At 65.9% G+C, this 25,909-nt stretch carries 23 protein-coding genes; 5 read left to right on the top strand and 18 right to left on the bottom strand.

Annotated features, from left to right (window positions below; all coding sequences use genetic code 11):
• Positions 1-21: 21 nt before the first annotated feature.
• Genes miaA through PO605_RS12210 form a run of 5 tightly spaced genes read left to right on the top strand, consistent with a single transcriptional unit; the run spans position 22 to position 6,531 of the window.
• Entirely contained in the window at positions 22-1,011 is a 990-nt protein-coding gene (gene miaA / locus PO605_RS12230) for a tRNA (adenosine(37)-N6)-dimethylallyltransferase MiaA (RefSeq protein WP_047472927.1), read from the top strand.
• 16 nt (positions 1,012-1,027) lie between these two features.
• Positions 1,028-1,744: an ABC transporter ATP-binding protein gene (locus tag PO605_RS12225; protein ID WP_047472928.1), complete on the top strand. Its 717-nt coding sequence runs from the start codon at positions 1,028-1,030 to the stop codon at positions 1,742-1,744.
• Between the two features lie 19 nt (positions 1,745-1,763).
• Positions 1,764-4,331 carry an FtsX-like permease family protein gene (locus PO605_RS12220; RefSeq protein ID WP_272206522.1) on the top strand — a complete coding sequence of 856 codons (2,568 nt, stop codon included), beginning with the start codon at positions 1,764-1,766 and terminating at the stop codon, positions 4,329-4,331.
• 16 nt (positions 4,332-4,347) lie between these two features.
• Positions 4,348-5,415 carry a PLP-dependent cysteine synthase family protein gene (locus tag PO605_RS12215; protein WP_016447693.1) on the top strand — a complete coding sequence of 356 codons (1,068 nt, stop codon included), beginning with the start codon at positions 4,348-4,350 and terminating at the stop codon, positions 5,413-5,415.
• Between the two features lie 3 nt (positions 5,416-5,418).
• Positions 5,419-6,531: a lipocalin-like domain-containing protein gene (locus PO605_RS12210; RefSeq protein WP_047469212.1), complete on the top strand. Its 1,113-nt coding sequence runs from the start codon at positions 5,419-5,421 to the stop codon at positions 6,529-6,531.
• Between the two features lie 152 nt (positions 6,532-6,683).
• Here PO605_RS12210 and PO605_RS12205 read toward each other — a convergent pair whose 3' ends face one another.
• From PO605_RS12205 to PO605_RS12120, 18 genes are all read right to left on the bottom strand, one after another.
• On the bottom strand, positions 6,684-7,682 hold the full coding sequence (locus tag PO605_RS12205) for a branched-chain amino acid ABC transporter permease (RefSeq protein ID WP_016447695.1): 999 nt from the start codon (positions 7,680-7,682) through the stop codon (positions 6,684-6,686).
• 27 nt (positions 7,683-7,709) lie between these two features.
• The gene (locus PO605_RS12200; protein WP_012206960.1) at positions 7,710-8,594 is read right to left on the bottom strand and encodes a branched-chain amino acid ABC transporter permease; all 885 of its coding nucleotides are present in this window, start codon (positions 8,592-8,594) and stop codon (positions 7,710-7,712) included.
• A 57-nt stretch (positions 8,595-8,651) separates the two neighbouring features.
• The gene (locus PO605_RS12195; RefSeq protein WP_016447696.1) at positions 8,652-9,848 is read right to left on the bottom strand and encodes an ABC transporter substrate-binding protein; all 1,197 of its coding nucleotides are present in this window, start codon (positions 9,846-9,848) and stop codon (positions 8,652-8,654) included.
• Positions 9,849-9,948: 100 nt separating this feature from the next.
• The gene (locus PO605_RS12190; RefSeq protein ID WP_016447697.1) at positions 9,949-10,659 is read right to left on the bottom strand and encodes an ABC transporter ATP-binding protein; all 711 of its coding nucleotides are present in this window, start codon (positions 10,657-10,659) and stop codon (positions 9,949-9,951) included.
• Between the two features lies 1 nt (position 10,660).
• The gene (locus PO605_RS12185) at positions 10,661-11,431 is read right to left on the bottom strand and encodes an ABC transporter ATP-binding protein (RefSeq protein WP_016447698.1); all 771 of its coding nucleotides are present in this window, start codon (positions 11,429-11,431) and stop codon (positions 10,661-10,663) included.
• A gap of 613 nt (positions 11,432-12,044) precedes the next feature.
• Positions 12,045-12,554 carry a DUF1178 family protein gene (locus PO605_RS12180; protein ID WP_034363788.1) on the bottom strand — a complete coding sequence of 170 codons (510 nt, stop codon included), beginning with the start codon at positions 12,552-12,554 and terminating at the stop codon, positions 12,045-12,047.
• A 38-nt stretch (positions 12,555-12,592) separates the two neighbouring features.
• On the bottom strand, positions 12,593-12,898 hold the full coding sequence (locus PO605_RS12175) for a DUF2818 family protein (protein ID WP_016447700.1): 306 nt from the start codon (positions 12,896-12,898) through the stop codon (positions 12,593-12,595).
• A gap of 55 nt (positions 12,899-12,953) precedes the next feature.
• Positions 12,954-14,447 (bottom strand): NADH-quinone oxidoreductase subunit NuoN, encoded by a 1,494-nt coding sequence (gene nuoN / locus PO605_RS12170; protein WP_047469209.1) that lies wholly within the window; start codon positions 14,445-14,447, stop codon positions 12,954-12,956.
• Positions 14,448-14,471: 24 nt separating this feature from the next.
• Entirely contained in the window at positions 14,472-15,947 is a 1,476-nt protein-coding gene (locus PO605_RS12165; protein ID WP_016451214.1) for an NADH-quinone oxidoreductase subunit M, read from the bottom strand.
• A gap of 16 nt (positions 15,948-15,963) precedes the next feature.
• Positions 15,964-18,012 carry an NADH-quinone oxidoreductase subunit L gene (gene nuoL / locus PO605_RS12160; RefSeq protein WP_026062052.1) on the bottom strand — a complete coding sequence of 683 codons (2,049 nt, stop codon included), beginning with the start codon at positions 18,010-18,012 and terminating at the stop codon, positions 15,964-15,966.
• A gap of 29 nt (positions 18,013-18,041) precedes the next feature.
• Positions 18,042-18,350 (bottom strand): NADH-quinone oxidoreductase subunit NuoK, encoded by a 309-nt coding sequence (nuoK, locus tag PO605_RS12155; RefSeq protein ID WP_016447704.1) that lies wholly within the window; start codon positions 18,348-18,350, stop codon positions 18,042-18,044.
• Positions 18,347-19,015 carry an NADH-quinone oxidoreductase subunit J gene (locus PO605_RS12150; RefSeq protein ID WP_012206970.1) on the bottom strand — a complete coding sequence of 223 codons (669 nt, stop codon included), beginning with the start codon at positions 19,013-19,015 and terminating at the stop codon, positions 18,347-18,349. The genes nuoK and PO605_RS12150 overlap by 4 nt, the downstream gene beginning before the upstream one ends.
• A gap of 34 nt (positions 19,016-19,049) precedes the next feature.
• Positions 19,050-19,559, bottom strand: a complete 510-nt coding sequence (nuoI, locus tag PO605_RS12145; RefSeq protein WP_016447705.1) for an NADH-quinone oxidoreductase subunit NuoI — start codon at positions 19,557-19,559, stop codon at positions 19,050-19,052.
• An 11-nt stretch (positions 19,560-19,570) separates the two neighbouring features.
• The gene (gene nuoH, locus PO605_RS12140) at positions 19,571-20,647 is read right to left on the bottom strand and encodes an NADH-quinone oxidoreductase subunit NuoH (RefSeq protein WP_016447706.1); all 1,077 of its coding nucleotides are present in this window, start codon (positions 20,645-20,647) and stop codon (positions 19,571-19,573) included.
• A complete protein-coding gene (gene nuoG / locus PO605_RS12135; protein WP_016447707.1) occupies positions 20,644-22,767 on the bottom strand; it encodes an NADH-quinone oxidoreductase subunit NuoG in 2,124 nt (707 codons plus the stop codon). The genes nuoH and nuoG overlap by 4 nt, the downstream gene beginning before the upstream one ends.
• A 15-nt stretch (positions 22,768-22,782) precedes the next feature.
• Positions 22,783-24,141 carry an NADH-quinone oxidoreductase subunit NuoF gene (gene nuoF, locus PO605_RS12130; protein ID WP_016447708.1) on the bottom strand — a complete coding sequence of 453 codons (1,359 nt, stop codon included), beginning with the start codon at positions 24,139-24,141 and terminating at the stop codon, positions 22,783-22,785.
• Positions 24,138-24,629: an NADH-quinone oxidoreductase subunit NuoE gene (gene nuoE / locus PO605_RS12125; RefSeq protein ID WP_016447709.1), complete on the bottom strand. Its 492-nt coding sequence runs from the start codon at positions 24,627-24,629 to the stop codon at positions 24,138-24,140. Before nuoE ends, nuoF begins: the two co-directional genes overlap by 4 nt.
• On the bottom strand, positions 24,626-25,879 hold the full coding sequence (locus tag PO605_RS12120) for an NADH-quinone oxidoreductase subunit D (protein ID WP_016447710.1): 1,254 nt from the start codon (positions 25,877-25,879) through the stop codon (positions 24,626-24,628). Before PO605_RS12120 ends, nuoE begins: the two co-directional genes overlap by 4 nt.
• Between the last annotated feature and the right edge of the window lie 30 nt (positions 25,880-25,909).

Below are 25,909 nucleotides of genomic sequence, written 5' to 3'. Positions count from 1 at the left end.
TCCTGCGTTTGCGTTTTTTGAATGTCCACCGCTTCCTCGCTCCCCTGCCTGGCCATCGCCGGCCCCACCGCTTCCGGCAAGACCGCTGCCGCCCTGGCCCTGGCCAGGCTGCTGGCCGAACGCTGCCAGGCCGCAGAAATCATCAGCGTGGACTCGGCCCTGGTCTATCGCGGCATGGACATCGGCACGGCCAAGCCCACGCCCGAAGAACTGGCTGCCAGCCCCCATCACCTGATCGATATCCGCGACCCGCTGCAGGCCTACAGCGCGGCCGAGTTCGTGCAGGACACGCAGCGCCTGGTGGCCGAGATCCGCGCGCGCGGCGCCCTGCCGCTGCTGGTGGGCGGCACCATGCTGTATTTCAAGGCCCTGCAGGATGGCATTGACGACATGCCGGCCGCCGACCCCGCCGTGCGCGAGCGGCTGGACGCCCAGGCCACCGAGATCGGCTGGCCCGCCATGCATGCGCTGCTGGCCCAGGTCGATCCCGCCACGGCCGCACGCCTGGCGCCGGCCGACAGCCAGCGCATACAGCGCGCGCTGGAGGTCTGGCAGGTGTCGGGCAAACCGCTGTCCAGCTTTCATACACGAGCGGGCAAGGGTGCGGCACAGGGCCTGATCAGCCCCGGCGGCTTCTTCTCGCTGGAGCCGCAGGACCGCGCCTGGCTGCATGCGCGCATCGCCCAGCGGTTCGACGCCATGCTGAGCGCCGGCTTCATCGACGAAGTGCAGCAGTTGCGCGCGCGCGGCGACCTGCACCTGGACCTGCCCTCCATCCGCTGCGTGGGCTACCGCCAGGCCTGGGAATCGCTGGACGGCCTGTACTCCATGGACTCGCTGCGCGAACGCGGCATTGCCGCCACGCGCCAGCTGGCCAAGCGCCAGATCACCTGGCTGCGCAGCATGCCCGCCCGCCATGCCATTGCCTGCGATATGCCCGATGCCCAGCAGCAACTGCTGCAGGCAGCGATGGCCGTGGTGGCCGCAGCAACCCAGGCCCGCAACGGCTGAACAGGAAACCGCCTTCATGACTGCCGTGCCCCAGGACAACACGCCGCTGACTCAGCCGCCGCTGCTTCAGGTCCAGGGCCTGGCGCGGCGCTACCGCAACGACGGCGGCACGGAAACCGCCGTCTTCGAGAACGTGGACTGCAGCGTGGCGCGCGGCGAGTTCGTGGCCATCGTGGGTGACTCGGGCGTGGGCAAGTCCACCTTTCTCAACTGCCTGGCCGGGCTTGATGAGTGGCAGCAGGGCCGCGTGCTGCACGAAGGCCAGGACCTGTCGGCCCTGGATGAAACCGGCCGTGCGCTGTGGCGGCGCAGCCATGTCGGCTTCGTGTTCCAGGCCTTCCATGTGCTGCCGCACCTGGATGTCTGGCACAACGTGGCCCTGCCGCTGATGCTGCTGCAGCGGCTGGATGCGGCGGGCCGCCAGCGCGTTCAGCAACTGCTGCAGGCCGTCGGGCTGCAGGGGCTGGAGCAGCGCCTGCCCTGGCAGCTCAGCGGCGGCCAGCTGCAGCGCGTGGCGATTGCGCGTGCCCTGGTCCACGGCCCGGCCCTGCTGCTGGCCGACGAGCCCACGGGCAACCTGGACCCCGGCACGGCCGCACAGGTCATGGAGCTGCTGCTGCAGCAGACCCGCGAGCACCAGGCCGCCCTGGTGCTGGTCACGCACTCCATCGAGGCCGCTCGCCGTGCCGACCGCCTGCTGCGCCTGACCGCACAGGGCATGCAGCCCGCCTAGCGCCAGAGACCATCCGCCCATGCTCGCCCTGCTTCGCACCTTTTCCTGGCAGGAGCTGCGCCAGCATCCCTGGCGCACGGCCACCGCCCTGGTGGCCATCATGCTGGGCGTGGCCCTGGGCTTTGCCGTGCACGTGATCAACCAGTCCGCGCTCGATGAGTTCTCGCGCGCCGTGCGCACGGTCAGCGGCCAGCCGGACCTGGAGTTGCGTGCCATGCAGGGCGGCCTGCCCGAATCGCTGTATGGCCGTGTTGCGCAGCAGCCCCAGGTCAGCCTGGCCGCACCCTGGATCGAAGCCACGGCCCTGGCCGGCACCGCCACGCCGGTGCAGTTGCGCGTGCTGGGCGGCGATGCGCTGCGGCTGGCGCCCGTGGCGCCTGCGCTCATGCCCCGGCTGTTCGATGGCGGCGGGCGGCTGGACCTGTTCGCGCCCGATGCGGTCTTCCTCAATGCAACGGCACTCGAAGCCCTGGGCCTGACGCCGGAGCAGGCGCGGCACACGCCCCTGCCATGGCAACTGGGCGGGCGCGCGCAGACCCTGCGCATCGCGGGCACGGTGGCCGCATCCGGCCCGCCGCTGGCCGTGATGGACATCGGTGCGCTGCAGGACAGCCTGCAGCGCTGGGGCCAGGTGGACCGCATCGATGTGCTGCTGGCCGAAGGCGCCACGCGCGAGTCCCTGCTGGCCGAACTGCGCCGCCTGCCCGACTGGCCCGCCCAGGCCCTCGCCAGCCGCCCCGGCGACGACCAGCAGCGCATTGCCGAGATGTCGCGCGCCTACCGCGTCAACCTCACGGTGCTGGCCCTGGTGGCGCTGTTCACGGGGGCGTTCCTGGTGTTCTCGGTGCTGGCGCTCAGCGTGGCCCAGCGCGCGCCGCAGTTCGCCCTGCTGGCCGTGCTGGGATTGACACCGCGCCAGCGCCTGGGCCTGGTGCTGCTGGAATCGCTGCTGCTGGGCATGGTGGGCAGCGCGGCCGGCATTGCGCTGGGTGCGGGACTGGCCTGGCTGGCCCTGCACCTGCTGGGCGGTGACCTGGGCGGCGGCTACTTTGCCGGCGTGCAGCCCGCGCTGCAGTGGAGTGCCGGCGCCGCGCTGACCTTTGGCCTGCTGGGCGTGGCCGCCACCGTGGCTGGCGGCTGGTGGCCGGCGCGCCAGGCCATGGAGTTGCCGCCTGCGGCCACGCTCAAGGGCCAGGGTGCGGGCTCCGAACGCGCGGCGCGCGGCCTGCCGGCCCTGCTGCTGATGGCAGCCAGCGTGGCCCTGGCCTTTGTGCCGCCCGTGGCCGGCATTCCCCTGGCCGCCTATGTCGCCGTGGCCCTGCTGCTTCTGGGTGGCATGGCCGCCCTGCCCTGGCTGTTGGGCCAGCTGTTGCGCCTGGTGCCGCAATCGCTGCTGCGCCAGCCGCTGGCCCTGCTGCCCGTGGAACGCGCACGGCGCATGCGCCGCAGCACCACGGTGGCCGTGGGCGGCGTGGTGGCCAGCCTGAGCCTGGCCGTGGCGCTGACCGTGATGGTGGCCAGCTTCAGGGACAGCATGATCGCCTGGCTGGATGCCGTGCTGCCCGCCCCGCTGTACCTGCGCACGGCCGGCAGCGCAGGCCGTGCCGATGCCGCGCCCCTGCCCGCCGATCTGGCCGCGCGCATTGCCGCCCTGCCTGGCGTGCAGCGCGCCCAGCCCATGCGCAGCACCAGCCTGTGGCTCAGCCCGGATCGCCCTGCCGTCAGCCTGCTGCTGCGTCCGCTGCATGGCCCCCAGGGCCAGCAGTTGCCGTGGATACAAGGCCCCGTGCAAGCGCCCGCTGGCAGCACGCCCGTTTATGTCAGTGAAGCCGTGGCCCAACTCTATGGCGTGCGGCCGGGCCAGGAGTGGCCGCTGCTGGCCCAGGCCCTGCCGTCGGAAGATTCCCGCGTGTTTGTGGCCGGCATCTGGCGCGACTATGTGCGCCAGTTCGGCGCCATCGCCATGGACTGGGACGACTACCAACGGCTTGCCGACGGCAGCGCCACCACAGCAGGCCCCACCGAAATCGCCATCTGGCCGGACGGCGACGACACGGCCACGGAGCAGCAGCTGCAGGCGCGCATCCAGTCGCTGATGACCGGGCCGGGCGCCGCGCAGGCACTGGAGTTCGCCAGCAGCGGCGCGCTGCGCGAGCGCTCCATGCGCATCTTCGATCGCAGCTTTGCCGTGACCTACTGGCTGCAGGCCGTGGCCATCGGCATCGGCCTGTTCGGCATCGCGGCCAGCTTCAGCGCCCAGGTGCTGGCGCGGCGCAAGGAATTCGGCCTGCTGGCCCACCTGGGCCTGACGCGGCGCGACATCCTGGCCGTGGTGGCCGGCGAAGGCATGGCCTGGACCACGGCCGGCGCCATCGCCGGCAGCCTGCTGGGCCTGGGTGTGGCCGTGATCCTGGTGCATGTGGTGAATCCGCAAAGCTTTCACTGGACCATGGAGCTGTCACTGCCGTGGCCCCGCCTTTTGGCGCTGGCTGCCAGCGTGATCGCGGCAGGCACGCTGACGGCCTGGCTGGCCGGGCGTGCGGCTGCAGGGCGCGAGGCAGTGCTGGCGGTCAAGGAGGATTGGTAAGAGGCAGCCTGCGACAATGGCCGCCATGCCGCACACCACCTCCCCCTGGCTGCATGAAGCCATCAACCGCATCGAGGCCGACTACCAGCGCAGTGCCGACACGCACCTGATACCGCTGCCCCTGCCCGGCTTTGCCGGCCTGGGGATCGACCTCTACCTCAAGGACGAATCCACCCATCCCACGGGCAGCCTCAAGCACCGGCTGGCGCGCTCGCTGTTTCTCTATGCGCTGTGCAATGGCTGGGTGCACGAGGGATCGACCATCGTCGAGGCATCGAGCGGCTCCACGGCCGTGAGCGAGGCCTACTTCGCGCGCCTGCTGGGCCTGCCCTTCGTGGCCGTGATGCCGCGCAGCACCTCGGTGGAGAAGATTGCACTGATCGAGTTCTACGGCGGCCGCTGCCATCTGGTGGACAGCGCCGCCCAGGTCTACGACGAGGCACGCGCCGTGGCCGCGCAGGCCGGCGGCCACTACATGGACCAGTTCACCTATGCCGAGCGCGCCACCGACTGGCGTGGCAACAACAATATTGCGGAGAGCATGTTCACCCAGATGCGGCGCGAGCGCCATGCCGTGCCGCGCTGGATCGTGGTGGGCGCGGGCACGGGCGGCACCAGTGCCACCATCGGCCGCTACGTGCGTTTCCAGCGCCATGCCACGGGCATCTGCGTGGCCGACCCCGAGGGCTCGGTGTTCGCCGCCTACCACCGCACGGGCGATGCCACCCTCACCGCGCCGGGCTCGCGCATCGAGGGCATAGGCCGCCCGCGCGTGGAGCCCAGCTTTGTGCGCACGCTGGTGGACCGCATGGAGGAAGTGGCGGACTGCGATTCCCTGGCCGCCATGCGCAGCCTGTCCGCACTGCTGGGCCGGCGCGTGGGGCCGTCCACGGGCACCAACTACGTGGCCATGCTCAGGCTGGCCAGCGAGATGCGCCAGCGCGGCGAGCAGGGCTCCATTCTTTCGCTGCTGTGCGATGCGGGCGAGCGCTACCTGCCCACCTACCATGATGCGGACTGGGTGATGCAGCGCATCGGCGACTGCGGGCCGGCCCAGGCGCGCATCGCGCAGCTGCAAGGCTGATCCATGATGCCCCTGCCCCGCCGCCATCTTCTGGGCCTGGCTGCCGGCCTGGGCCTGGGGGCGGCAGGACTGCCCGCCCAGGCACTGCCGCCACGCACGCTGGTCTTCCCGCGCGACCACGGCAGCCACCCCGGGCTGCGCACCGAGTGGTGGTACATCACCGGCCAGGCACGCGCGGCGGGCCGGGCCTGGGGTTTCCAGATCACCTTCTTCCGGTCGCGCGTGCAGGCCACGCAGGAGCTGCGCTCCGCCTTTGCGGCGCGCCAGCTGCTGTTTGCCCACGCGGCGCTGTGCGATGTGCAGGGCGCCCGCCTGCACCACGACCAGCGCATTGCGCGCGCAGGCTTGGGCATTGCCCAGGCCAGCGAGACCGATGCCGACGTGCGGCTGCAGGACTGGTCGCTGGCCCGCACCGATGAAGGCGCTGCCGAGCGCTATACCACGCGCCTGCGCAGCAGCACATTCGCCCTGGACCTGCGCTTTGACACCCACCTGCCCCCCTTGCTGCAGGGCCGCGCCGGCCTGTCGCGCAAGGGTCCCGAACCCGATCAGGCCAGCTACTACTACAGCCGCCCGCAGCTGCAGGTGAGCGGTACGCTGGAGCTGGCAGGCCAGCGCATGGCGATAGAAGCCGCACGCGAGCCCGGCGACAACCGCGCCTGGCTGGACCATGAATGGAGCCAGGCCCTGCTGCACCCCGAGGCCGTGGGCTGGGACTGGATAGGCATGAACCTGTTCGACGGCGGCGCGCTCACGGCCTTTCGCGTGCGACGGGCGGATGGCAGCGCGTTGTGGGCCGGCGGCTCGCTGCGCGGTGTGGATGGCACGCTGCAGGTCTTCGCCCACGATGCAGTGCAGTTCACGCCGCTGCGCCACTGGAGCAGCCCTGCCAGCGGAGCTCGCTACCCCGTGCAATGGCAGGTGGACACGCCCGCAGGCCGCTTCACCGTGAACGCCCTGGTCGATGACCAGGAGCTGGACAGCAGCGCCTCCACCGGCGCCATCTACTGGGAGGGCCTGTGCAGCCTGCAAAAGCCCACCGGCCCGGGCCAGGAGGCGCGAGCCGGTCAGGGATACCTGGAGATGACGGGCTACGCCCGGCCGCTGCGGATGTAGCAGCATTTCGCATCACCCCATCGAATCCGAATGATGGGCACAACCCACAAAACTGGCGCGGCTAAAACAAGGGACACCGAGCAAGAGCCGCCTCGCGGCGAGGGTGTCGTCCCCCTCCCGCGCAGCGAGAGAGGGGGAAGCGGCGCAGCCGCTCAGGGGGTGCGCTTCTTCTGCAGCCGGACGATCAGCTCGCCCATGATGCCCTTGCGGAACAGCAGCACGCAGACCACGAAGATCAGGCCCGTGACGATGGTCACCGACTCGCCCAGCGTGGAGAACCACTCCACGCCCGTGAGGCGCTGCAGGAAGAGGCCGAACTCGCCGATCTTGTTCTCCAGCATGACCACCACGGCCGATCCCAGGATGGGGCCGGACAGCGTGCCCAGGCCGCCCATCAGCGTCATCAGGATCACGTGGCCGGAGGTGGTCCAGTGCACATCCGACAGCGTGGCAAAGCCCAGCACCACGGTCTTGAGCGAACCGGCCAGGCCCGTGAGCGCGGCCGAGATCACGAAGGCCAGCAGCTTGAAGCGCGCCACGTCATAGCCCAGCGAGGTCGCGCGCGGCTCGTTCTCCTTGATGGCCTTGAGCACCTGGCCGAAGGGCGAGTGGATGGTGCGCACGATCAGCAGGAAGGCCAGGACCACGATGACCAGCGTGACGTAGTACATGGTCATGTCGCTGGCCAGGTCGATGAGGCCGAACAGCTTGCCGCGCGGCACGCCCTGCAGCCCGTCCTCGCCGCCCGTGAAGGGCGCCTGCAGGCACACGAAGAACAGCATCTGGGCCAGCGCCAGCGTGATCATCGAGAAGTAAATGCCCTGGCGGCGGATGGCCAGCCAGCCGAAGATCAGCCCCAGCAGCGCACCGCCGGCCGTGCCGGCCAGCATGGCCAGCTCGGGCGTGAAGCCCCAGCCCTTGATAGCGTAGCCCGTCACATAGGCCGCGCCGCCCAGGAAGGCCGCGTGGCCGAAGGACAGCAGGCCCGTGTAGCCCAGCAGCAGGTTGAAGGCCGAGGCGAACAGTGCGAAGCACATGAGCTTCATCACGAACACCGGATACGCGCCCAGCAGGGGCGCCGCCAGCAGGCCCAGCAGCAGCAGGCCATAGCCCCAGGGGGCAATGCGTTGAACGAGAGTCTTGGATTTCATGTGGTCGGCCCCTTGTCCTCGTTCTTGTTATTTCTCTTTGCCGAACAGGCCGGCGGGGCGGATGAGCAAAACGATGACCATGATGAAGAACACCACGGTGGACGATGCCTCGGGCCAGAAGACCTTGGTCAGGCCCTCGATCACCCCCAGGCCCAGGCCGGTGAGGATGGAGCCCATGATGGAGCCCATGCCTCCGATCACCACCACGGCGAAGACCACGATGATGAGGTTCTGCCCCATCAGCGGCGTGACCTGGTAGACGGGCGCCGCCAGCACGCCGGCAAAGGCGGCCAGGGCCGCGCCGAAGGCATAGGTCAGCGTGATCATCACGGGGACATTGACGCCGAAGGCCTCGACCAGGCGCGGGTTCTCGGTGCCGGCCCGCAGGTAGGCGCCAATGCGCGTCTTCTCGATCATGAACCAGGTGGCCACGCAGACCACGATGGAGGCCAGCACCACCCATGCGCGGTAGTTGGGCAGGATCATGAAGCCCAGGTTGGTCGCGCCCTCCAGCAGCTCGGGCGTGTCATAGCCCAGCCCCGAGACGCCGTAGACCGAGCGGAACAGGCCCTCGATCAGCAGCGACAGGCCCAGCGTCAGCAGCAGGCCGTAGAGATGGTCGAGCTTGTAGATCCAGCGCAACAGGAAGCGCTCGATCAGCACCCCCAGCAGGCCCACCAGCAGCGGCGACAGCACCAGCATCACCCAGTAGTTGATGTTGAAGTAGCTCATGGCCATCCAGGTGACCATGGCGCCCAGCATGAACAACGCGCCGTGGGCGAAGTTGATCACATTGAGCAGGCCGAAGATCACCGCCAGCCCCAGGCTGAGGATGGCGTAGAACGAGCCGTTGACCAGCCCCAGAAGGAGCTGGCTCATCAGGCCTGGCAGGGAAACACCAAAGATTTCCATGGGATGCAGCTGTCGTGGTTGGCCGGGTGGCGGTTGGGGGTCAGTGGCGGCGCGGCGTTACTTCCACAGCGCGCACTTGGTCTCGGCCTTGGTGGTCCAGACCTGGTCGGCGGGCAGCGTGGCCACGACCTTCAGGTAGTCCCAGGGCTTCTTGGACTCGGCGGGCTTCTTGACCTCGACCAGGTACATGTCGTGGGCAAAGGTGCCGTCGGGACGGATCGAGCCCTTGCCGTAGAAGTCGTCGATGGGCGTGCTCTTGAGATGGGCCATGACCTTGTCGGCATCCGTGGACTTCACGGCCTGCACGGCCTTGAGGTAGCTGGTCACGGCCGAGTAGTCGGCGGCCTGGATGGAGGTGGGCATGCGCTTGGTCTTGGCAAAGAAGCGCTCGGCGAACTTGCGCGCCGCGTCGTTCTGGTCCCAGTACCAGCTGGTGGTGAACTGCATGCCTTCGGTGTTCTTCAGGCCCAGGCTGTGGATGTCGGTCAGGAACACCAGCAGGCCCACGGTCTTCATGCTCTTGTTGATGCCGAATTCCTTGGCCGCCTTGATGGCGTTGATGGTGTCGCCACCGGCATTGGCCAGGCCCAGGATCTGGGCCTTGGAGGCCTGCGCCTGCAGCAGGAAGGACGAGAAGTCCGAGGCATTGAGCGGATGCTTGACGCCGCCCACCACCTTGCCGCCCTTGGCCTTGATCACCGCCGTGGTGTCGTTCTCCAGCGCGTGGCCGAAGGCGTAGTCTGCCGTCAGGAAGAACCAGTCCTTGCCGCCGCGCTCCACCACGGCCGTGCCCGTGCCCTTGGCCAGGGCCACGGTGTCATAGGCGTAGTGCACGGTGTAGGGATTGCACTGCTCGTTGGTCAGCGCCGACGAGCCTGCGCCGCTGTTGAAGTGCACGCGCTTTTTCTCATTGGCCACCTGCGACACCGCCAGGGCCGTTCCGGAGTTGGTGCCGCTGAACACCAGCGAGATACCCTGCGTGTCCACCCACTCGCGCACCTTGGAGGCGGCGATGTCGGCCTTGTTCTGGTGGTCGGCGCTCAGCAGCTCGATGGGCTGGCCCAGCACCTTGCCGCCGAAGTCATCGATGGCCATCTGCATGGCGGTGACGGCATTCTTGCCTTCCACGTCCGCATAGAGGCTGGACATGTCGGTCACGAAGCCGATCTTCACCTTCTCCTGTGCCATGGCAAGCGGGCTGGCCAGGCCGGCGGCGGCCAGCATGCACGACAGTGCGGTCAGTTTTGCTTTCATTGGTGTCTCCTTCGCGTTGATGTCTTGGGTTTTTTGTCACAGGGCCATGGCAGGAATGCAGCCGGCGAGCCCCAGGCGCCAGCCACGATGGATATCCGGGTCAGACTCCGAGCAGTTCGTTGAGCACGGGCATCTTGGCCTGCAGCTCGGCCGCGCCGAAACGCTCGACCACATGGCCGTGCTCGACCACGTAGAAGCGGTCGGCCAGCGGCGCCGCGAAGTGGAAGTTCTGCTCCACCATCACCACGGTGTAGCCCTTGGTGCGCAGCATGGTGATCATGCGGGCCAGCGCCTGCACGATGACGGGGGCCAGGCCTTCGGAGATCTCGTCGAGCAGCAGCAGCCGCGCGCCGGTACGCAAAATGCGCGCCACCGCCAGCATCTGCTGCTCGCCGCCCGACAGGCGCGTGCCCTGGCTGTGGCGGCGCTCGGCCAGGTTGGGGAACATGGCGTAGATCTCGTCCACGCTCATGCCCTGCTGGCCGGTCTTGAGCGGCGGCGGCAGCATCAGGTTCTCCTCGCACGAGAGGCTGGAGAAGATGCCGCGCTCTTCCGGGCAGTAGCCCACGCCCAGGTGGGCAATGCGGTGCGTGGGCAGGTGGATGGCCTCCACGCCATTGATCCTGATCGAGCCCTTGCGTGCGCCCGTCAGCCCCATGATGGCGCGCAGCGTGGACGTGCGGCCCGCGCCGTTGCGCCCCAGCAGCGTGACCACCTCGCCGGGCTGGACCACCAGGTCCATGCCGTGCAGCACATGGGATTCGCCATACCAGGCCTGCAGGCCCTTGATTTCCAATGCCGGTGCAGTCATCTCAATGCGCCCCCTGCAACTGGCCGTCGGTGGTGCCCATATACGCTTCCATCACTTGCGGGTTGCGCGAAACTTCCTCGTATGGCCCCTCGGCCAGCACGGCGCCGCGCTGCAGCACCGTGATGCGGTCGGCGATGGTGGAGATCACCTTCATGTTGTGCTCCACCATGAGAATCGTGCGGCCTGCCGAGACCTTCTTGATCAGCTGGGTCACGCGGTCCACGTCTTCGTGGCCCATGCCCTGGGTGGGCTCGTCCAGCAGCATCAGCTCGGGCTCCATGGCCAGCGTGGTGGCGATCTCCAGCGCGCGCTTGCGGCCATAGGGCAGGTTGACGGTGACCTCGTCGGCCAGGTCCTGCAGGCCGACTTCGGACAGCAGCTGCATGGCGCGGTCATTGAGCATGGACAGGCTTTTTTCGCTGCGCCAGAAATGGAACTCGGTGCCCAGCTTGCGCTGCAGGCCGATACGCACGTTCTCCAGCAGCGTGCAATGCGGGAAGACGGCCGAGATCTGGAAGGACCGGATCACGCCACGGCGCGCGATCTGCGCCGGCGCCTCCTGCGTGATGTCCTCGCCGTTGAAACGGATGGTGCCGGAGGTGGGCTCCAGGAACTTGGTCAGCAGATTGAAGCAGGTGGTCTTGCCTGCGCCATTGGGGCCGATCAAGGCATGGATGGAGCCGCGGCGCACCGAAAGGTCCACCTTGCTCACCGCCGTAAATCCCTTGAACTCTTTGGTCAGGTTCCGGGTTTCGAGAATAACGTCGCTCATGTGCGCTTCGCCTGCTCCGTTGATGCTGCCAGCCGCCAACGCGTCGCCAGAGGCTCTGGTGGGCGTTGTGCAGGGTCGGACGCATCGTAGGCTTGCCGACGTTGTGCACCGCAGCGGGAAAACGCCTACGTAGGTGCTCCTAAGCACAGGCCCTGCCCCGCACTGCAGCATGGCGCATCAAGACGAGTCGCCGCAAAAACAAGAAGCAACCACTCACACTTGAAATAATCAAGCAGTCACGGGGCTGCAAGGCGCCGCGGCTGCAGGCGGGCCCTAGGGTTCTCCATCACCTCGGCCCGGCGACGCCCACGCGGAAGGCCAGAGCGCTTCCAAAGAGATAGCAAACTACCCTTTTTGCGGCTTGGCAGACAGCGACCAATGTCTGCTGCCTTACGGGAAACACCCAGGTGGGCAATCTCCCTGTGGCCTGCTCAGTCACTATGCGAAAAGCCGCGGATATGCTTGGGTTTGTCGCCCCATCATTTGAATGGCGACAAAGCGACTCAAAGCGCTATTCAATTAATAGCACCAGGTGATTGCCTGGCATGGGAATTGGCGATCGATCGCCATGAGCGCAATTGTCGCCGCCAAGACAGCATGTGCCCGGAGCAAGTTACTGCAGCGTTTCCTTGCTGCCTTGCGGCAAGGCCAATGGAACCACGGCAATGCCTTCGTCCAGCAATTGCATGGCCTGCTCGGGACTCGCCTTGCCGCGGATGGCGCGCTCTTCGGTCTCGCCGTAGTGCATGCGGCGGGCTTCATCGGCAAAGCGTTCGCCCACGTCCTCGGTCTGCTGCGCGACCTTGCGCGACCACTGCAGCCAGGCGGCCTGCATGGCCTGCAATTGCTCACGCGCCTGGGGCGGCATGGCCGTTGAAGCAGCGGCTGCCGCGCTGGCGGCCGAGGCGGCTGCAGCAGGCTCTGCCGCCGCCGCCGGGGGCAAGCTTGCAGGCTTGGCGCCAAGATTGATGCGGGGGGCGCTCAGGCGCTTGGTGATGTCGCTGTGGCCGCAGACGGGGCACAGCACCAGCTGGCGCTGCAGCTGGCTCTGGAAATCCTCTTCCGAGGCGAACCAGCCCTCGAAGAGGTGGCCCTGCGGGCAATGGAGGTCGAGCACTTTCATCGCGCACCCTCATCCATGAAGCAACCGGCACCGCGGCCTCAGCCGCGGCGGTGAATCAGGAAACGATAGACGAAACCCGGGAATGCCAGTGTCAGGAACAACGCCCCCGTGATGGCATAGAACTCCCAGCCCTGGGGTGCAATCTGCCCCACGCGGCGCTCCAGCAGCAGCGCCACGCCGCCGACGATGAAGTACAGCAGCACCATCTCCAGCAGGCACAGGGCCAGCGGCTTGCGCTGGGTGCGCAGCGGCCCCAGCTGCAGCCAGCGGGGGTTGAAGAAAGGCAAATTGGCTGCCACAAGGGCAGCCAATATCACGAGCCAGATCGAAGCGGTTTGCGACAAGCCGATGTCCTCACCGCAGGGCCTTGCGCGCAAGGCCCTGCACAGGGAAAGTGGATCAGGAAGCCAGGGCGCGCACGACGGCGTCGGCGCACAGGGCCATCAGGCCGCCGGGCAGGATGCCCAGACCCAGCACCAGGGCGCCATTGAGGGTCAGCACCACGCGCACGTCCAGCGAAGCGGAAACGCTGGTGGCGGTGATGGGCTCATCGAAGTACATGACCTTGACGACGCGCAGGTAGTAGAAGGCGCCGATCAGCGACATGACCACGGCGAACACGGCCAGGGCGATGTACAGGCTGTGGCCCGAAGCCACCAGCGCCTGCAGCACCGACAGCTTGGCGTAGAAGCCGACCAGGGGCGGAATGCCGGCCATGGAGAACAGGCAGATCGCCATCACGCCGGCATACAGCGGGCTACGCTGGTTCAGGCCGGCAAAGTCGGCGACCTCTTCGCTCTCGAAGCCTTCGCGGGCCAGCAGCTGGATCACGCCGAAGGCGGCCAGCGTGGTCAGCACATAGGTCACCACGTAGAACATGGCCGAGCTGTAGGCGTTCTCGACGGTGGCCGGATCGACCTTGCCGTCGACCACACCCGACATCAGGCCCAGCAGCACGAAGCCCATCTGCGAGATGGTCGAGTAGGCCAGCATGCGCTTGAGGTTGGTCTGCTGCAGGCCGGCCAGGTTGCCGATCAGCAGAGAGGCAATGGCAAGCACGGCCAGCATCTGCTGCCAGTCGATGGCCAGCGGCAGCAGGCCGTCCACCAGCAGGCGGATGACGATGGCGAAGGCCGCCAGCTTGGGCGCGCCACCGATCATGGTGGTGATGGCCGTGGGAGCGCCCTGGTACACGTCGGGGACCCACATGTGGAAGGGAACCACGCCCAGCTTGAAGGCCAGGCCGGAGACCACGAAGACCAGGCCGAACACCAGCACCTGGTGCTTGATTTCGCCCGAGTTGATGGCCTTGAACACCTGGCCGATGTCCAGCGAACCGGTCGCGCCGTAGAGCATGGACATGCCGTACAGCAGGAAGCCGCTGGCCATGGCGCCAAGCACGAAGTACTTCATCGCGGCCTCGACCGAAGCCGTGTGGTCGCGGCGCAGCGCCACCAGGGCGTAGCTGGACAGCGTCAACAGCTCCAGGCCCAGGTAGATGACCAGGAAGTTGTTGCCCGAGATCATGATGAACATGCCCAGCAGCGCGAGCATGGCCAACGTGAAGAGCTCGCCGCCGCGCAGCATGTCGCGGTCGGCGGCATAGGGTCGGCCGTAGACCAGGGTGACCATCATGGCCACGGTGGCGAAACACTTGAGCCAGTTGCCCATGGCGTCGGAGACGACCATGTTGCCCCAGCCATAGAACGTGTTGCCACTGGAGGCATACATGCCTTGCAGCACGGCCACCACGCCCAGGGTCAGCAGTGTCAGAACATAGGTGCCCGTGCGGCGCGGGCTTTTGACGCCCAGGTCCACCAGGGCGATCACGCAGGCCATGACCAGGAGAAGGATCTCCGGATAGATGGCCAGCCAGCTGATGTTGTCAATCATCTCGATTCTCTCGTTTCAGTCTGGTCACTGCAGCTTGCTCATGGCCACATGCTTGAGCAGCTCGGCCACGGACACATCCATCACGTCAGTGAAGGGCTTGGGATACAGGCCCATGTACAGCACTGCGATGGCCAGCAGACCCAGCACCAGGAACTCGCGGTTGCCGATGTCGGTCAGGCCGCGCACATTGTCATTGGTGACAGGACCCAGGTAGACGCGCTTGTACATCCACAGCGTGTAGGCCGCGCCGAAGATCAGCGCCGTGGCAGCGCCCAGGCCGATCCAGAAGTTGTATTGCACGGCGCCCAGGATCACCATCCACTCGCCGACGAAGCCGGCCGTCGCGGGCAGGCCGCAGTTGGCCATGGCGAACAGCAGCGCGAAGGCCGCGAACTTGGGCATGGTGTTGACCACGCCGCCGTAGGAAGCGATTTCACGCGAGTGCACGCGGTCGTAGAGCACGCCGATGCACAGGAACATGGCGCCCGACACGAAGCCGTGGGCAATCATCTGCACGATGCCGCCGGCAATGCCCAGCGGATTGAAGATGAAGAAGCCCAGGGTCACGAAGCCCATGTGGGCCACGGACGAGTAGGCCACCAGCTTCTTCATGTCCTTTTGCACCAGGGCGACCACGCCCACGTAGATCACGGCGATCAGCGACAGGGCGATGATCAGCCATGCCCACTTGTGCGAGGCATCGGGTGCGATGGGCATGGAAAAGCGCAGGAAACCGTAGGCGCCCAGCTTCAGCATGATGGCGGCCAGCACGGCGGAGCCGCCGGTGGGCGCTTCCACGTGCACGTCGGGCAGCCAGGTGTGGACCGGCCACATCGGCACCTTCACGGCAAAGGCCGCGAAGAAGGCGAAGAAGATCAGCGTCTGGGCCGTCATGGACAGCGGCAGCTTGTGCCAGTCGAGGATCTCGAAGCTGCCACCCGACTGGGTGTACAGGTAGATCACGGCGACCAGGGTCAGCAGCGAACCCATCAGCGTGTACAGGAAGAACTTGAAGGCCGCATAGATGCGGTTGGGACCGCCCCAGATGCCGATGATCAGGTACATCGGGATCAGCGTGGCCTCGAAGAACACGTAGAACAGCAGGCCGTCCAGCGCGCTGAACACGCCGACCATCAGGCCGGACAGGATCAGGAAGGCGCCCATGTACTGGTTCACGCGCTCGGTGATGTTCTCCCACGACGCGATCACGACGATCACGGTGATGAAGGCGGTCAGCGGCACGAACCAGAACGAGATGCCATCCACGCCCAGGTGGTAGTGGATGTTGAAGCGCTCGATCCACAGCGCCTTCTCCACGAACTGCATGGCAGCCGTGCTGTTGTCGAACTGCTGTATCAGCGGCAGCGTGACTGCCAGGCCTGCCAGCGCGCCGACCAGGGCCAGCCAGCGCACTGCCTTGACCTGATCCTCGCGGCCCAGGGCCAGCAGGAGAGCGCCGAAGGCGATCGGCACCCAGATTGAAAGACTCAACCAATGCATTTTTGTTCTTCCCCTACTACTTGTTGAGCCACACGAAATACGTCATGAGAGCGAACACGCCCAGCAGCATGACCAACGCGTAGTGATAGAGATAGCCCGACTGCAGCTTGCGCACCCACTGGCCGATGCGGCCGATGAGCTTCCACGAGCCGTTGACGATGCCGCCATCGATGATGGCCTGGTCGCCAACCTTCCAGAAGAAGCTGCCGAAGGCGCGTGCGCCGCGGGCGAAGATGTTCTCGTAGACCCAGTCCACGCCGTACTTGCCTTCCAGTGCCTGGTAGACACCGATCTTCTGCATGGACGACTTGATGGCGGCAGGCACTTCGGGCTTGACCATGTAGAACAGGTAGGAGACGACGACGCCTGCCAGTGCCAGCCAGAACGGCGCGGCCGTGAAGCCGTGCAGCGCCATGGGCACCCAGCCGTGGATCTTCTCGGCCAGCTCGGCCATGGCGCCGTGCTTGCTGCCATCGACGTGGATCACGCCCTTGAAGAAATCACCGAACAGCATGGGCATCAGTGCCAGGGCACCGATCACCACCGAGGGGATGGCCAGCAGCATCAGTGGGCCGGTCACGACCAGCGGCGACTCATGCGGCTTGGCATCGTGGCCATGGCCGTGGTGGTCGTCATGGGCGTGGTGGTCATCGTGGCCATGGTGGTGCGCATCGGGATTCTGGTCGTAGCGCTCCTTGCCGTGGAAGACGATGAAGTACAGGCGGAAGGAGTAGAAGGCCGTGATGAACACGCCGGCCAGCACCGCGAAGTTGGCGAAGCCAGCACCCGGCAGGTTGGTGGCGTGCACGGCCTCGATGATGGCGTCCTTCGAGTAGAAGCCCGAGAAGAACGGCGTGCCGATCAGCGCCAGGTTGCCCAGCAGGAACGTGATCCAGGTGATGGGCATGTACTTGCGCACGCCGCCCATCCAGCGGATGTCCTGGTTGTGGTGCATGCCCATGATCACCGAGCCGGCGCCAAGGAACAGCAGGGCCTTGAAGAAGGCGTGGGTCATCAGGTGGAACACGGCCACCGAGTAGGCCGAGGCGCCCAGGGCCACGGTCATGTAGCCCAGCTGCGACAGCGTGGAGTACGCGATCACGCGCTTGATGTCGTTCTGGATGATGCCCAGCACGCCCATGAACAGCGCCGTGATGGAGCCGATCACCAGGATGAAGCTCAGCGCGGTGTCCGACAGCTCGTACAGCGGCGACATGCGCGAGACCATGAAGATGCCGGCCGTCACCATGGTGGCGGCGTGGATCAGTGCCGAGATGGGGGTCGGGCCTTCCATCGAATCGGGCAGCCAGGCATGCAGCGGGAACTGGGCCGACTTGCCCATGGCGCCGATGAACAGGCAGATGGCCGTCACCGTCACCAGCAGCCAGCCGGTGCCCGGCAGCAGGGTGTTCTGGATCTCGGGCAGCTTGGCGAAGATCTCGCCGTAGTTCATGGTGCCCGTGTAGGCAGCGATCAGGCCGATGCCGAGGATGAAACCGAAGTCGCCCACGCGGTTGACCAGGAAGGCCTTCATGTTGGCGAAGATGGCCGAGGGCTTGTTGTAGTAGAAGCCGATCAGCAGGTACGACACCAGGCCCACGGCTTCCCAGCCGAAGAACAGCTGCAGCAGGTTGTTGCTCATGACGAGCATCAACATGGAGAAGGTGAACAGCGAGATGTAGGAGAAGAAACGGTTGTAGCCGTCATCTTCCTGCATGTAGCCGATGGTGTAGATGTGCACCATCAGCGACACGAAGGTCACCACGCACATCATCATGGCCGTGATGCTGTCGATCAGGAAACCGACTTCCATCTTCAGCCCGCCGATTTCCATCCAGGTGTAGATGGACTGGTCGAAGCGCGCCCCGTCGAAGATCACGCTGTTGAAGGTGATGGCCGACAGGATGAAGGCGATCAGCACGCCCAAAATCGTGAGGGAATGGCTGCCGCCGCGACCGATCTTGTTGCCGCCGAAGGCCGTGCCCCAGATACCCGCGAGCGCGGAACCCGCCAGCGGTGCCAGCGGCACCGCCAGGAGCATGGATGCAGAGAGTGTTTGACTCATTCTTAAGAACCTTGCAAGTTACGGCGGACTCAACCCTTGAGGGAGTTGAGATCTTCCGCATTGATGCTGGTCTTGTTGCGGAACAGAAGCACCAGGATCGCCAGACCGATGGCCGACTCGGCCGCTGCCACTGTCAGGATGAAGAACACGAACACCTGTCCGTGCATGTCACCCAGATAGCTGGAGAAGGCCACGAAGTTCATGTTGACGGCCAGGAGCATCAGCTCGATGGCCATCAGCAGCACGATCAGGTTCTTGCGGTTCAGAAAAATGCCAACGACGGAGAGCGCGAACAGCATGGCGCCCAGCGTCAAGTAATGGCCCAAAGTCAGCGTCATGCTTTTGTCTCCACGGCGGGGGTTGCCTCGGCGGCCGGTGCCTGCGGCGCCTGGGTGACCGGCACCTTGACCAGCTCGAGGCGATCCTTTGCGCGCACGCGGATCTGCTGGGCCGGGTTCACTGCCTTGCTGTCCTTGCGCTTGCGCAGGGTCAGGGCGATGGCGGCGATCATCGCCACCAGCAGGATCACGGCAGCGATCTCGACGGGGTACAGGTATTCGGTGTACAGCAGCTTGCCCAGGGCCTGGGTGTTGGAGTACTGCACGGTCTGGCCGGCAGCGTTGACCGTGGCCGCAATGGCCTTGGGCTCCTCGACGCCGCTGAAGCCGCCCATCAGCACCATGCCCATTTCAAAGGCAATCAGTGCGCCGATCAGGGCAGCGAAGGGGAAATGCTTCCAGAAGCCCTGGCGCACGGCGTCGATGCGGATGTCCAGCATCATCACCACGAACAGGAACAGCACCATCACGGCGCCCAGGTAGACCAGCACCAGGGTCACGCCCAGGAACTCGGCCTTGAGCAAAAGCCAGATGCCGGCAGCCTGCGAGAAGGCCAGGATCAGGTTGAGCACGGCGTGCACGGGGTTGCGCGCCGTGACGACCCGGAAGGCTGCAAACAGCAGCACGACCGAGAACAGATAGAAGAAACCAGTTTTGGCGTCCATGGATCGAATCTTTTCAAGTGATCAAGGAGCCGCTTCAGCGGTACTTGGCGTCCGCAGCCTTGGCGGCGGCAATCTCGGGTTCGTAGCGATCGCCAACGGCCAGCAGCATGTCCTTGGTGAAGTACAGGTCGCCGCGCTTTTCTCCGTGGTATTCGAAGATATGCGTCTCGACGATGGAATCCACCGGGCAGCTTTCCTCGCAGAAGCCGCAGAAGATGCACTTGGTCAGGTCGATGTCGTAGCGCGTGGTGCGGCGCGAGCCGTCGTCACGCACATCGGACTCGATGGTGATGGCCATGGCCGGGCAGACCGCTTCGCACAGCTTGCAGGCGATGCAGCGCTCTTCGCCGTTGTCATAACGGCGCAGGGCGTGCAGTCCGCGAAAACGCGGCGACAGAGGTGTCTTTTCTTCGGGGAACTGCACCGTGACCTTGCGGCGGAAGGTGTAGCGGCCAGTCAGGGCCATGCCCTTGGCCAGTTCCCAGAGCATGAAGCTCTTGAAGAAATCTTTGATCGAAAATGGGGTAGCAGCAACCGCAGACATTCTTGCTCCGCTCAGTTCCAGATGTTCCAAGGCGAGTGCATCCAGCCACCCACGATGACCAGCCACACCAGGGTGACGGGAATGAAGATCTTCCAGCCCAGACGCATGATCTGGTCATAGCGAAAGCGCGGGAAGGTGGCACGGATCCAGATGAACATGGACACGACCAGGAAAGTCTTCGCCGCCAGCCAGATCCATCCGGGGATGAACGACAGGAAGTCGAACGGAGGCAGCCAGCCGCCCAGGAACATGATCACGGCCAGGATGGACACCAGCCACATGCTGGCGTACTCGGCCAGGAAGAAGATGGCAAAGCCCATGCCCGAGTACTCGACCATGTGGCCGGCCACGATTTCGGCTTCGCCTTCGACCACGTCGAAGGGGTGGCGGTTGGTCTCGGCCACGGCCGAGATCAGGTACACCACGAAGATCGGCAGCAGCGGCAGCCAGTTCCACGACAGAACGCTGGCACCCATGCTGGCGAACTGGCCCTGGCCCTGGCTCAGCACGATCTGCGTCAGATTCATGCTGCCCGTGACCATGATCACCACCAGGAAGCAGAAGCCCAGCGCGATCTCGTAGCTGACCATCTGCGCCGAGGCGCGCAGCGCGCCCAGGAAGGCGTACTTGGAGTTGGAGGCCCAGCCGGCAATGATCACGCCATAGACTTCAATGGACGTGATGGCCATGATCAGCAGCAGGCCGGCGTTGACGTTGGCCAGCGCCACTTCGGGGCCGAAGGGGATCGCCACCCATGCCGCCAGGGCGGGCATGATGGCCATCACGGGACCCACGTAGAACAGGCCCTTGGCGGCGGCCGTGGGCTGTATCAGTTCCTTGGTCAGCAGCTTCAGGCCGTCGGCCAGGGGCTGCAGCAGGCCGAAGGGACCCACGCGGTTGGGACCCATGCGAACCTGCATGAAGCCCAGCAGCTTGCGCTCCCACAGCGTCAGGTAGGCCACGGCGCCCATCAGCGGGGCGACGATGGCGACGATGCCCAGCAGGATCCAGAGCACGGGCCAGGCCACGTCGGTCCACCAGGGGGCGGCGATCAGGCCGGCACCGGCCGTCTTGAGTGCGTCAATCATGCGGCGCCTCCCTCACGAGCCTGACGTGCATCTGCCGTCAGTTGCAGCGACGTCGCGCGGCGCACGATGCTGTCGAGCTGATAAATGCTGGCCACCACGGGCGCGGCATGGCCGGCGCCGTTGGCGATGGAATTCACGGCAGGCGCACCATTGCCCAGCAGGTTGGCCGGCACGCTGGTGGCGCCGGCGGTGGCGGCTGCGAGCACATCCTGCGACGTCTCGTAGTCCACGCCCTGCACGCCCAGCAGGTTGGCCAGAACGCGCAGCACCTTCCAGCCCGGACGGGCTTCGGCCAGCGGCTTGACCACGGCATGGAAGCTCTGCAGGCGGCCTTCGGCGTTGACGAAGCTGCCCGAGGTTTCCGTGAACGGGGCGATGGGCAGCAGCACGTCGCTGAATTCCATGTTGGCCTTGAACGGGCTCAGGGTCACGACCATCTCGGCCTTGCCCAGTGCCTCTGCGGCGCGGGCGCCGGCAGCGGAGTCGAACACGGGTTCGTTGTTCAGCAGCAGCACGGCCTTGAGGCCGCCGGCCAGCATCTGGCCTGCGTTCAGGCCCGAAGCGGCAGGCTGTGCGCCCACCCACTGCGCGCCCACCGTGTTGGCGGCTTCGGTCAGGTAGCCGACCGAGGCGCCGGTCTGCTCGGCAATCCAGTTGGCCAGCGACAGCAGGGTCGATGCCTGTGCGTGGTGCGCAGCGGCATTGCCCAGCAAGATGGCCTTGCGCTCGCCGCGCAGCAGCGCGGTGGCAATGGCCTGGGCCTCGGCATGCACGTCGGCGGCGGCCACGGGAGCGGCAACACCTTTTTCCTGCGCCACGGCGGCGGCCACATCGGCCAGCGCCTGGGCCCAGTCCGGGGCTGCCACGATGGACGCCGTCACCGGCATGGCCCAGTCGTAGACACGCTCATTGATGGCGAGCACGGTGCAGCCCTGCTTGGCCGCCTGGCGGATGCGCTGCGCGAACAGCGGATGGTCCTTGCGCAGGTTGGAGCCGAGCACCAGGACGCCTTGCAGCTTGGAAAGCGAGGCGATGGGCGTGCCCAGCCACTGCACGCCCTGGGCGGCGGTGAACTCGGCGTTGCGCAGGCGATGGTCGATGTTCTCGCTGCCCAGGCCGCGCACCAGCTTGCCTGCCAGGAACAGCTCTTCCAGCGTGCTGTGCGGGCTGACCAGCGCGCCGATGGCGGAGGCGCCATGGTCGTTCTTGATCTGGCGCAGGCCGTTGGCCACGTATTCGAGGGCCGTCTGCCAGTCGACTTCCTTCCACTCGCCGCCCTGCTTGAGCATGGGGCGGGTCAGGCGTTCGTCACTGTTCAGGGCTTCGTAGGAGAAGCGGTCGCGGTCGGCGATCCAGCACTCGTTGACCTCTTCGTTCTCGAAGGGCACGACGCGCAGGACCTTGTGGTTCTTGACCTGGACGATGAGGTTGGCACCCGTGGAGTCATGGGGCGAGACCGACTTGCGGCGCGACAGCTCCCAGGTGCGGGCGCTGTAGCGGAAGGGCTTGCTGGTCAGCGCGCCCACGGGGCAGATGTCGATCATGTTGCCCGACAGCTCGGAGTCCACCGTATCGCCCACCACCGTGGTGATCTCGGAGTGCTCGCCGCGGTTGATCATGCCCAGCTCCATCACGCCGGACACTTCCTGCCCGAAGCGCACGCAGCGGGTGCAGTGGATGCAGCGGCTCATCTCCTGCATGGAGATCAGCGGGCCCACGTCCTTGTGGAAGACCACGCGCTTTTCTTCCTCGTAGCGCGAGGCGGAGCTGCCGTAGCCCACGGCCAGATCCTGCAGCTGGCATTCGCCGCCCTGGTCGCAGATCGGGCAGTCCAGCGGGTGATTGATGAGCAGGAACTCCATCACCGATTGCTGTGCCTTGATCGCCTTCTCGCTCTTGGTGCGCACGATCATGCCCTGCGTCACGGGCGTGGCGCAGGCGGGCATGGGCTTGGGGGCCTTTTCCACGTCCACCAGGCACATGCGGCAGTTGGCGGCGATGGAAAGTTTCTTGTGGTAGCAGAAATGCGGGATGTAGGTGCCTGCCTTCTCGGCTGCATGCATGACCATGCAGCCCTCGGCGACCTCCACCTTCTTTCCGTCCAGTTCAATTTCAACCATATGCTTTTCTCGCGATCAGGCGGCGTGGACCGTCTGCTTGGAAGCGTTCTGGATCTTCGCTTCAAACTCGTGGCGGAAGTGCTTGATCATGGCGCGCACCGGCATCGCTGCCGCATCGCCCAGCGCACAGATCGTGCGCCCCATGATGTTCACGGACACCGAGTCCAACAGCTCGATGTCTTCAGGACGGCCTTCGCCGTGCTCGATTCGGTTGACCACGCGCCACAGCCAGCCCGTGCCTTCGCGGCAGGGAGTGCACTGGCCGCAGGACTCGTGCTGGTAGAAGTAGGACAGGCGCAGCAGGCTCTCGACCATGTCGCGCGAGTCGTCCATCACGATCACGGCGCCCGAGCCCAGCATGGAGCCGGCCTTGGCGATGGAGTCGTAGTCCATCGTGCATTCCATGATGATGTCGGCCGGCAGCACGGGCGAGGACGATCCGCCGGGGATCACGGCCTTGAGCTTGCGGCCCGTGCGCACGCCACCGGCCAGCTCCAGCAGCTTGCTGAAGGGCGTGCCCAGCGGCACTTCGTAGTTGCCGGGCAGGTTGACGTCGCCGCTGACCGAGAAGATCTTGGTGCCGCCATTGTTGGGCTTGCCGCACTCCAGGTACGCAGCACCGCCGTTGCGGATGATCCAGGGAACGGCCGCAAAGGTTTCGGTGTTGTTGATGGTGGTGGGCTTGCCGTACAGGCCGAAGCTGGCCGGGAACGGCGGCTTGAAGCGCGGCTGGCCCTTCTTGCCTTCCAGCGACTCCAGCAGCGCAGTCTCTTCGCCGCAGATGTAGGCGCCGAAGCCATGGTGCGCGTGCAGCTGGAAGCTGAAGCTGCTGCCCATGATGTTGTCGCCCAGGTAGCCGGCAGCGCGGGCTTCCTCCAGCGCGGCCTCGAAGCGCTCATAGGCCTCGAAGATTTCGCCGTGGATGTAGTTGTAGCCCAGGGAGATGCCCATCGCGTAGGCCGCGATGATCATGCCCTCGATCACGATGTGGGGGTTGTGCACCAGGATGTCCCGGTCCTTGCAGGTGCCCGGCTCGCCTTCGTCCGAGTTGCACACCAGGTGCTTCTGGCCCGGGAACTGGCGGGGCATGAAGCTCCACTTCAGGCCCGTGGGGAAACCTGCGCCGCCGCGGCCGCGCAGCCCCGACTCCTTGACGGTGGCGATCACCTGGTCCTGCGTCAGGCCTTCGCTGCCGTCCTTGCCCAGGATCTTGCGCAGCGCCTGGTAGCCGCCGCGTGCCTCGTAGTCCTTGATGGACCAGTTGGCGCCGGTCAGATCGGCATAGATCTGGGGATTGATGTGGCGGTCGTGGAAGCAGGTCTCGCTGCCCGAGGCGGCAAACCTGGCCAGGACCGATTGTGCGGCGGCGTTCATGCCTTGCCCTCCGCGGCGCGCAGGCCGTCGATCAGTTCGTCGAGCTTTTCGTTGCTCATGAAGCTGCACATGCAGCGGTCGTTCACCAGCATCACCGGCGAATCCGCGCAGGCACCCAGGCACTCGGACTGCTGCAGCGTGAACATGCCGTCGGGCGTGGTCTCGCCCATCTTGATGCCCAGGCGGGATTCCAGATGGTGCAGCGCCTTGTAGCCGTCGCGCAGCTGGCAGGGCAGGTTGGTGCAGACGTTCAGCTTGAACTTGCCCACCGGCCGCTGGTTGTACATGTTGTAGAACGTGGTGACTTCGTGCACCGCGATCTCGGCCATGCCCAGGAACTCGGCGATCACGGCCTCGCTCTCGGGACTGACCCAGCCCTGCTCCTGCTGCACGATGGACAGGCAGGCCATCACGGCCGACTGCTTCTGGTCGGCCGGGTACTTGGCCACCTCGCGCGCAAAGCGCTCCTTGGTCGCTTCGGTAATCATCGGTCAACGTCTCCAAACACGATGTCCAGGGTACTCAGCACCATCACGGCGTCGGCCAGCATGTGGCCTCGGCACAGTTCGTCCATGGCGGACAGATTGGCGAATCCCGGCGGACGGATCTTCAGGCGGTAGGGCTTGTTGGCCCCGTCGCTCACGATGTAGATGCCGAACTCCCCCTTGGGGTGTTCGATGGCCGCGTAAGCCTCGCCTTCGGGCACGCGGAAACCTTCGGTGAAGAGCTTGAAGTGGTGGATCAGCTCTTCCATGTTGGACTTCATGCCTTCGCGCGGCGGCGGGGCGATCTTGTGGTTGTCCACGATCACCGGGCCCGGGTTGGCACGCAGCCAGTCCACGCACTGCTTGATGATGCGGTTGGACTGGCGCATTTCGGCCACGCGCACCAGGTAGCGGTCGTAGCAGTCGCCGGTCTTGCCCACGGGCACGTCGAAGTCCATGCGGTCATAGACCTCGTAGGGCTGCGACTTGCGCATGTCCCAGGCCACGCCGGAGGCACGCAGCATGGGGCCGGTCAGGCCCAGGTTCATGGCACGCTCGGCCGTCACCACGCCGATGTCCACGTTGCGCTGCTTCCAGATGCGGTTGTCGGTCAGCAGGGTCTCGTACTCGTCGGCGCACTTGGGGAAGCGCTGCGTGAAGTCGTCGATGAAGTCCAGCAGCGAGCCCTGGCGGTTGCGGTTCATGACCTCGACCGAGCGCGCATTGCGCACCTTGCTGGCCTTGTACTGCGGCATGGTGTCAGGCAGGTCGCGGTAGACGCCGCCCGGACGGAAATAGGCCGCGTGCATGCGCGCGCCGGAGACCGCCTCGTACATGTCCATGAGGTCTTCGCGCTCACGGAAGGTATAGATCAGCGTCGTGGAGCTGCCTGCATCGTTGCCGCTGGAGCCCAGCCACATCAGGTGATTCATGATGCGGGTGATCTCCGAATACATCACGCGGATGTACTGGGCGCGAATGGGCACTTCGATGCCCAGCAGCTTCTCGATGGCCAGGCAGTAGGCGTGCTCGTTGCACATCATGGACACGTAGTCCAGCCGGTCCATATAGGGCAGCGACTGGATGTAGGTCTTGCTCTCTGCCAGTTTTTCCGTCGCGCGGTGCAGCAGACCGATGTGCGGGTCTGCACGCTGCACCACTTCACCGTCGAGCTCCAGCACCAGGCGCAGCACGCCGTGCGCTGCCGGGTGCTGCGGACCAAAGTTCAGGGAATAGTTCTTGATTTCAGCCATGGTCGTCCATCAAAAAGGCGCCTGCAGCGC

This window comes from Delftia sp. DT-2, from assembly GCF_028401915.1.
Lineage (GTDB): Bacteria > Pseudomonadota > Gammaproteobacteria > Burkholderiales > Burkholderiaceae_C > Comamonas > Comamonas tsuruhatensis.
Note: the sequence above shows the minus strand (reverse complement) of the source record. Positions and strands in the feature narration are given on the sequence as shown.

Coding starts and splice junctions, on each gene's coding strand:
- nuoH (WP_016447706.1), bottom strand. CDS start 20,647: ATGATTGACGCACTCAAGACGGCCGGTGCCGGCCTGATCGCCGCCCCC.
- nuoN (WP_047469209.1), bottom strand. CDS start 14,447: ATGATTGACAACATCAGCTGGCTGGCCATCTATCCGGAGATCCTTCTC.
- nuoF (WP_016447708.1), bottom strand. CDS start 24,141: ATGAACGCCGCCGCACAATCGGTCCTGGCCAGGTTTGCCGCCTCGGGC.
- PO605_RS12150 (WP_012206970.1), bottom strand. CDS start 19,015: ATGGACGCCAAAACTGGTTTCTTCTATCTGTTCTCGGTCGTGCTGCTG.
- PO605_RS12225 (WP_047472928.1), top strand. CDS start 1,028: ATGACTGCCGTGCCCCAGGACAACACGCCGCTGACTCAGCCGCCGCTG.
- nuoI (WP_016447705.1), bottom strand. CDS start 19,559: ATGTCTGCGGTTGCTGCTACCCCATTTTCGATCAAAGATTTCTTCAAG.
- nuoG (WP_016447707.1), bottom strand. CDS start 22,767: ATGGTTGAAATTGAACTGGACGGAAAGAAGGTGGAGGTCGCCGAGGGC.
- PO605_RS12205 (WP_016447695.1), bottom strand. CDS start 7,682: ATGAAATCCAAGACTCTCGTTCAACGCATTGCCCCCTGGGGCTATGGC.
- PO605_RS12210 (WP_047469212.1), top strand. CDS start 5,419: ATGATGCCCCTGCCCCGCCGCCATCTTCTGGGCCTGGCTGCCGGCCTG.
- nuoK (WP_016447704.1), bottom strand. CDS start 18,350: ATGACGCTGACTTTGGGCCATTACTTGACGCTGGGCGCCATGCTGTTC.
- PO605_RS12165 (WP_016451214.1), bottom strand. CDS start 15,947: ATGCATTGGTTGAGTCTTTCAATCTGGGTGCCGATCGCCTTCGGCGCT.
- PO605_RS12200 (WP_012206960.1), bottom strand. CDS start 8,594: ATGGAAATCTTTGGTGTTTCCCTGCCAGGCCTGATGAGCCAGCTCCTT.
- PO605_RS12195 (WP_016447696.1), bottom strand. CDS start 9,848: ATGAAAGCAAAACTGACCGCACTGTCGTGCATGCTGGCCGCCGCCGGC.
- PO605_RS12215 (WP_016447693.1), top strand. CDS start 4,348: ATGGCCGCCATGCCGCACACCACCTCCCCCTGGCTGCATGAAGCCATC.
- PO605_RS12180 (WP_034363788.1), bottom strand. CDS start 12,554: ATGAAAGTGCTCGACCTCCATTGCCCGCAGGGCCACCTCTTCGAGGGC.
- nuoE (WP_016447709.1), bottom strand. CDS start 24,629: ATGATTACCGAAGCGACCAAGGAGCGCTTTGCGCGCGAGGTGGCCAAG.
- nuoL (WP_026062052.1), bottom strand. CDS start 18,012: ATGAGTCAAACACTCTCTGCATCCATGCTCCTGGCGGTGCCGCTGGCA.
- PO605_RS12185 (WP_016447698.1), bottom strand. CDS start 11,431: ATGAGCGACGTTATTCTCGAAACCCGGAACCTGACCAAAGAGTTCAAG.
- PO605_RS12220 (WP_272206522.1), top strand. CDS start 1,764: ATGCTCGCCCTGCTTCGCACCTTTTCCTGGCAGGAGCTGCGCCAGCAT.
- PO605_RS12190 (WP_016447697.1), bottom strand. CDS start 10,659: ATGACTGCACCGGCATTGGAAATCAAGGGCCTGCAGGCCTGGTATGGC.
- miaA (WP_047472927.1), top strand. CDS start 22: ATGTCCACCGCTTCCTCGCTCCCCTGCCTGGCCATCGCCGGCCCCACC.
- PO605_RS12120 (WP_016447710.1), bottom strand. CDS start 25,879: ATGGCTGAAATCAAGAACTATTCCCTGAACTTTGGTCCGCAGCACCCG.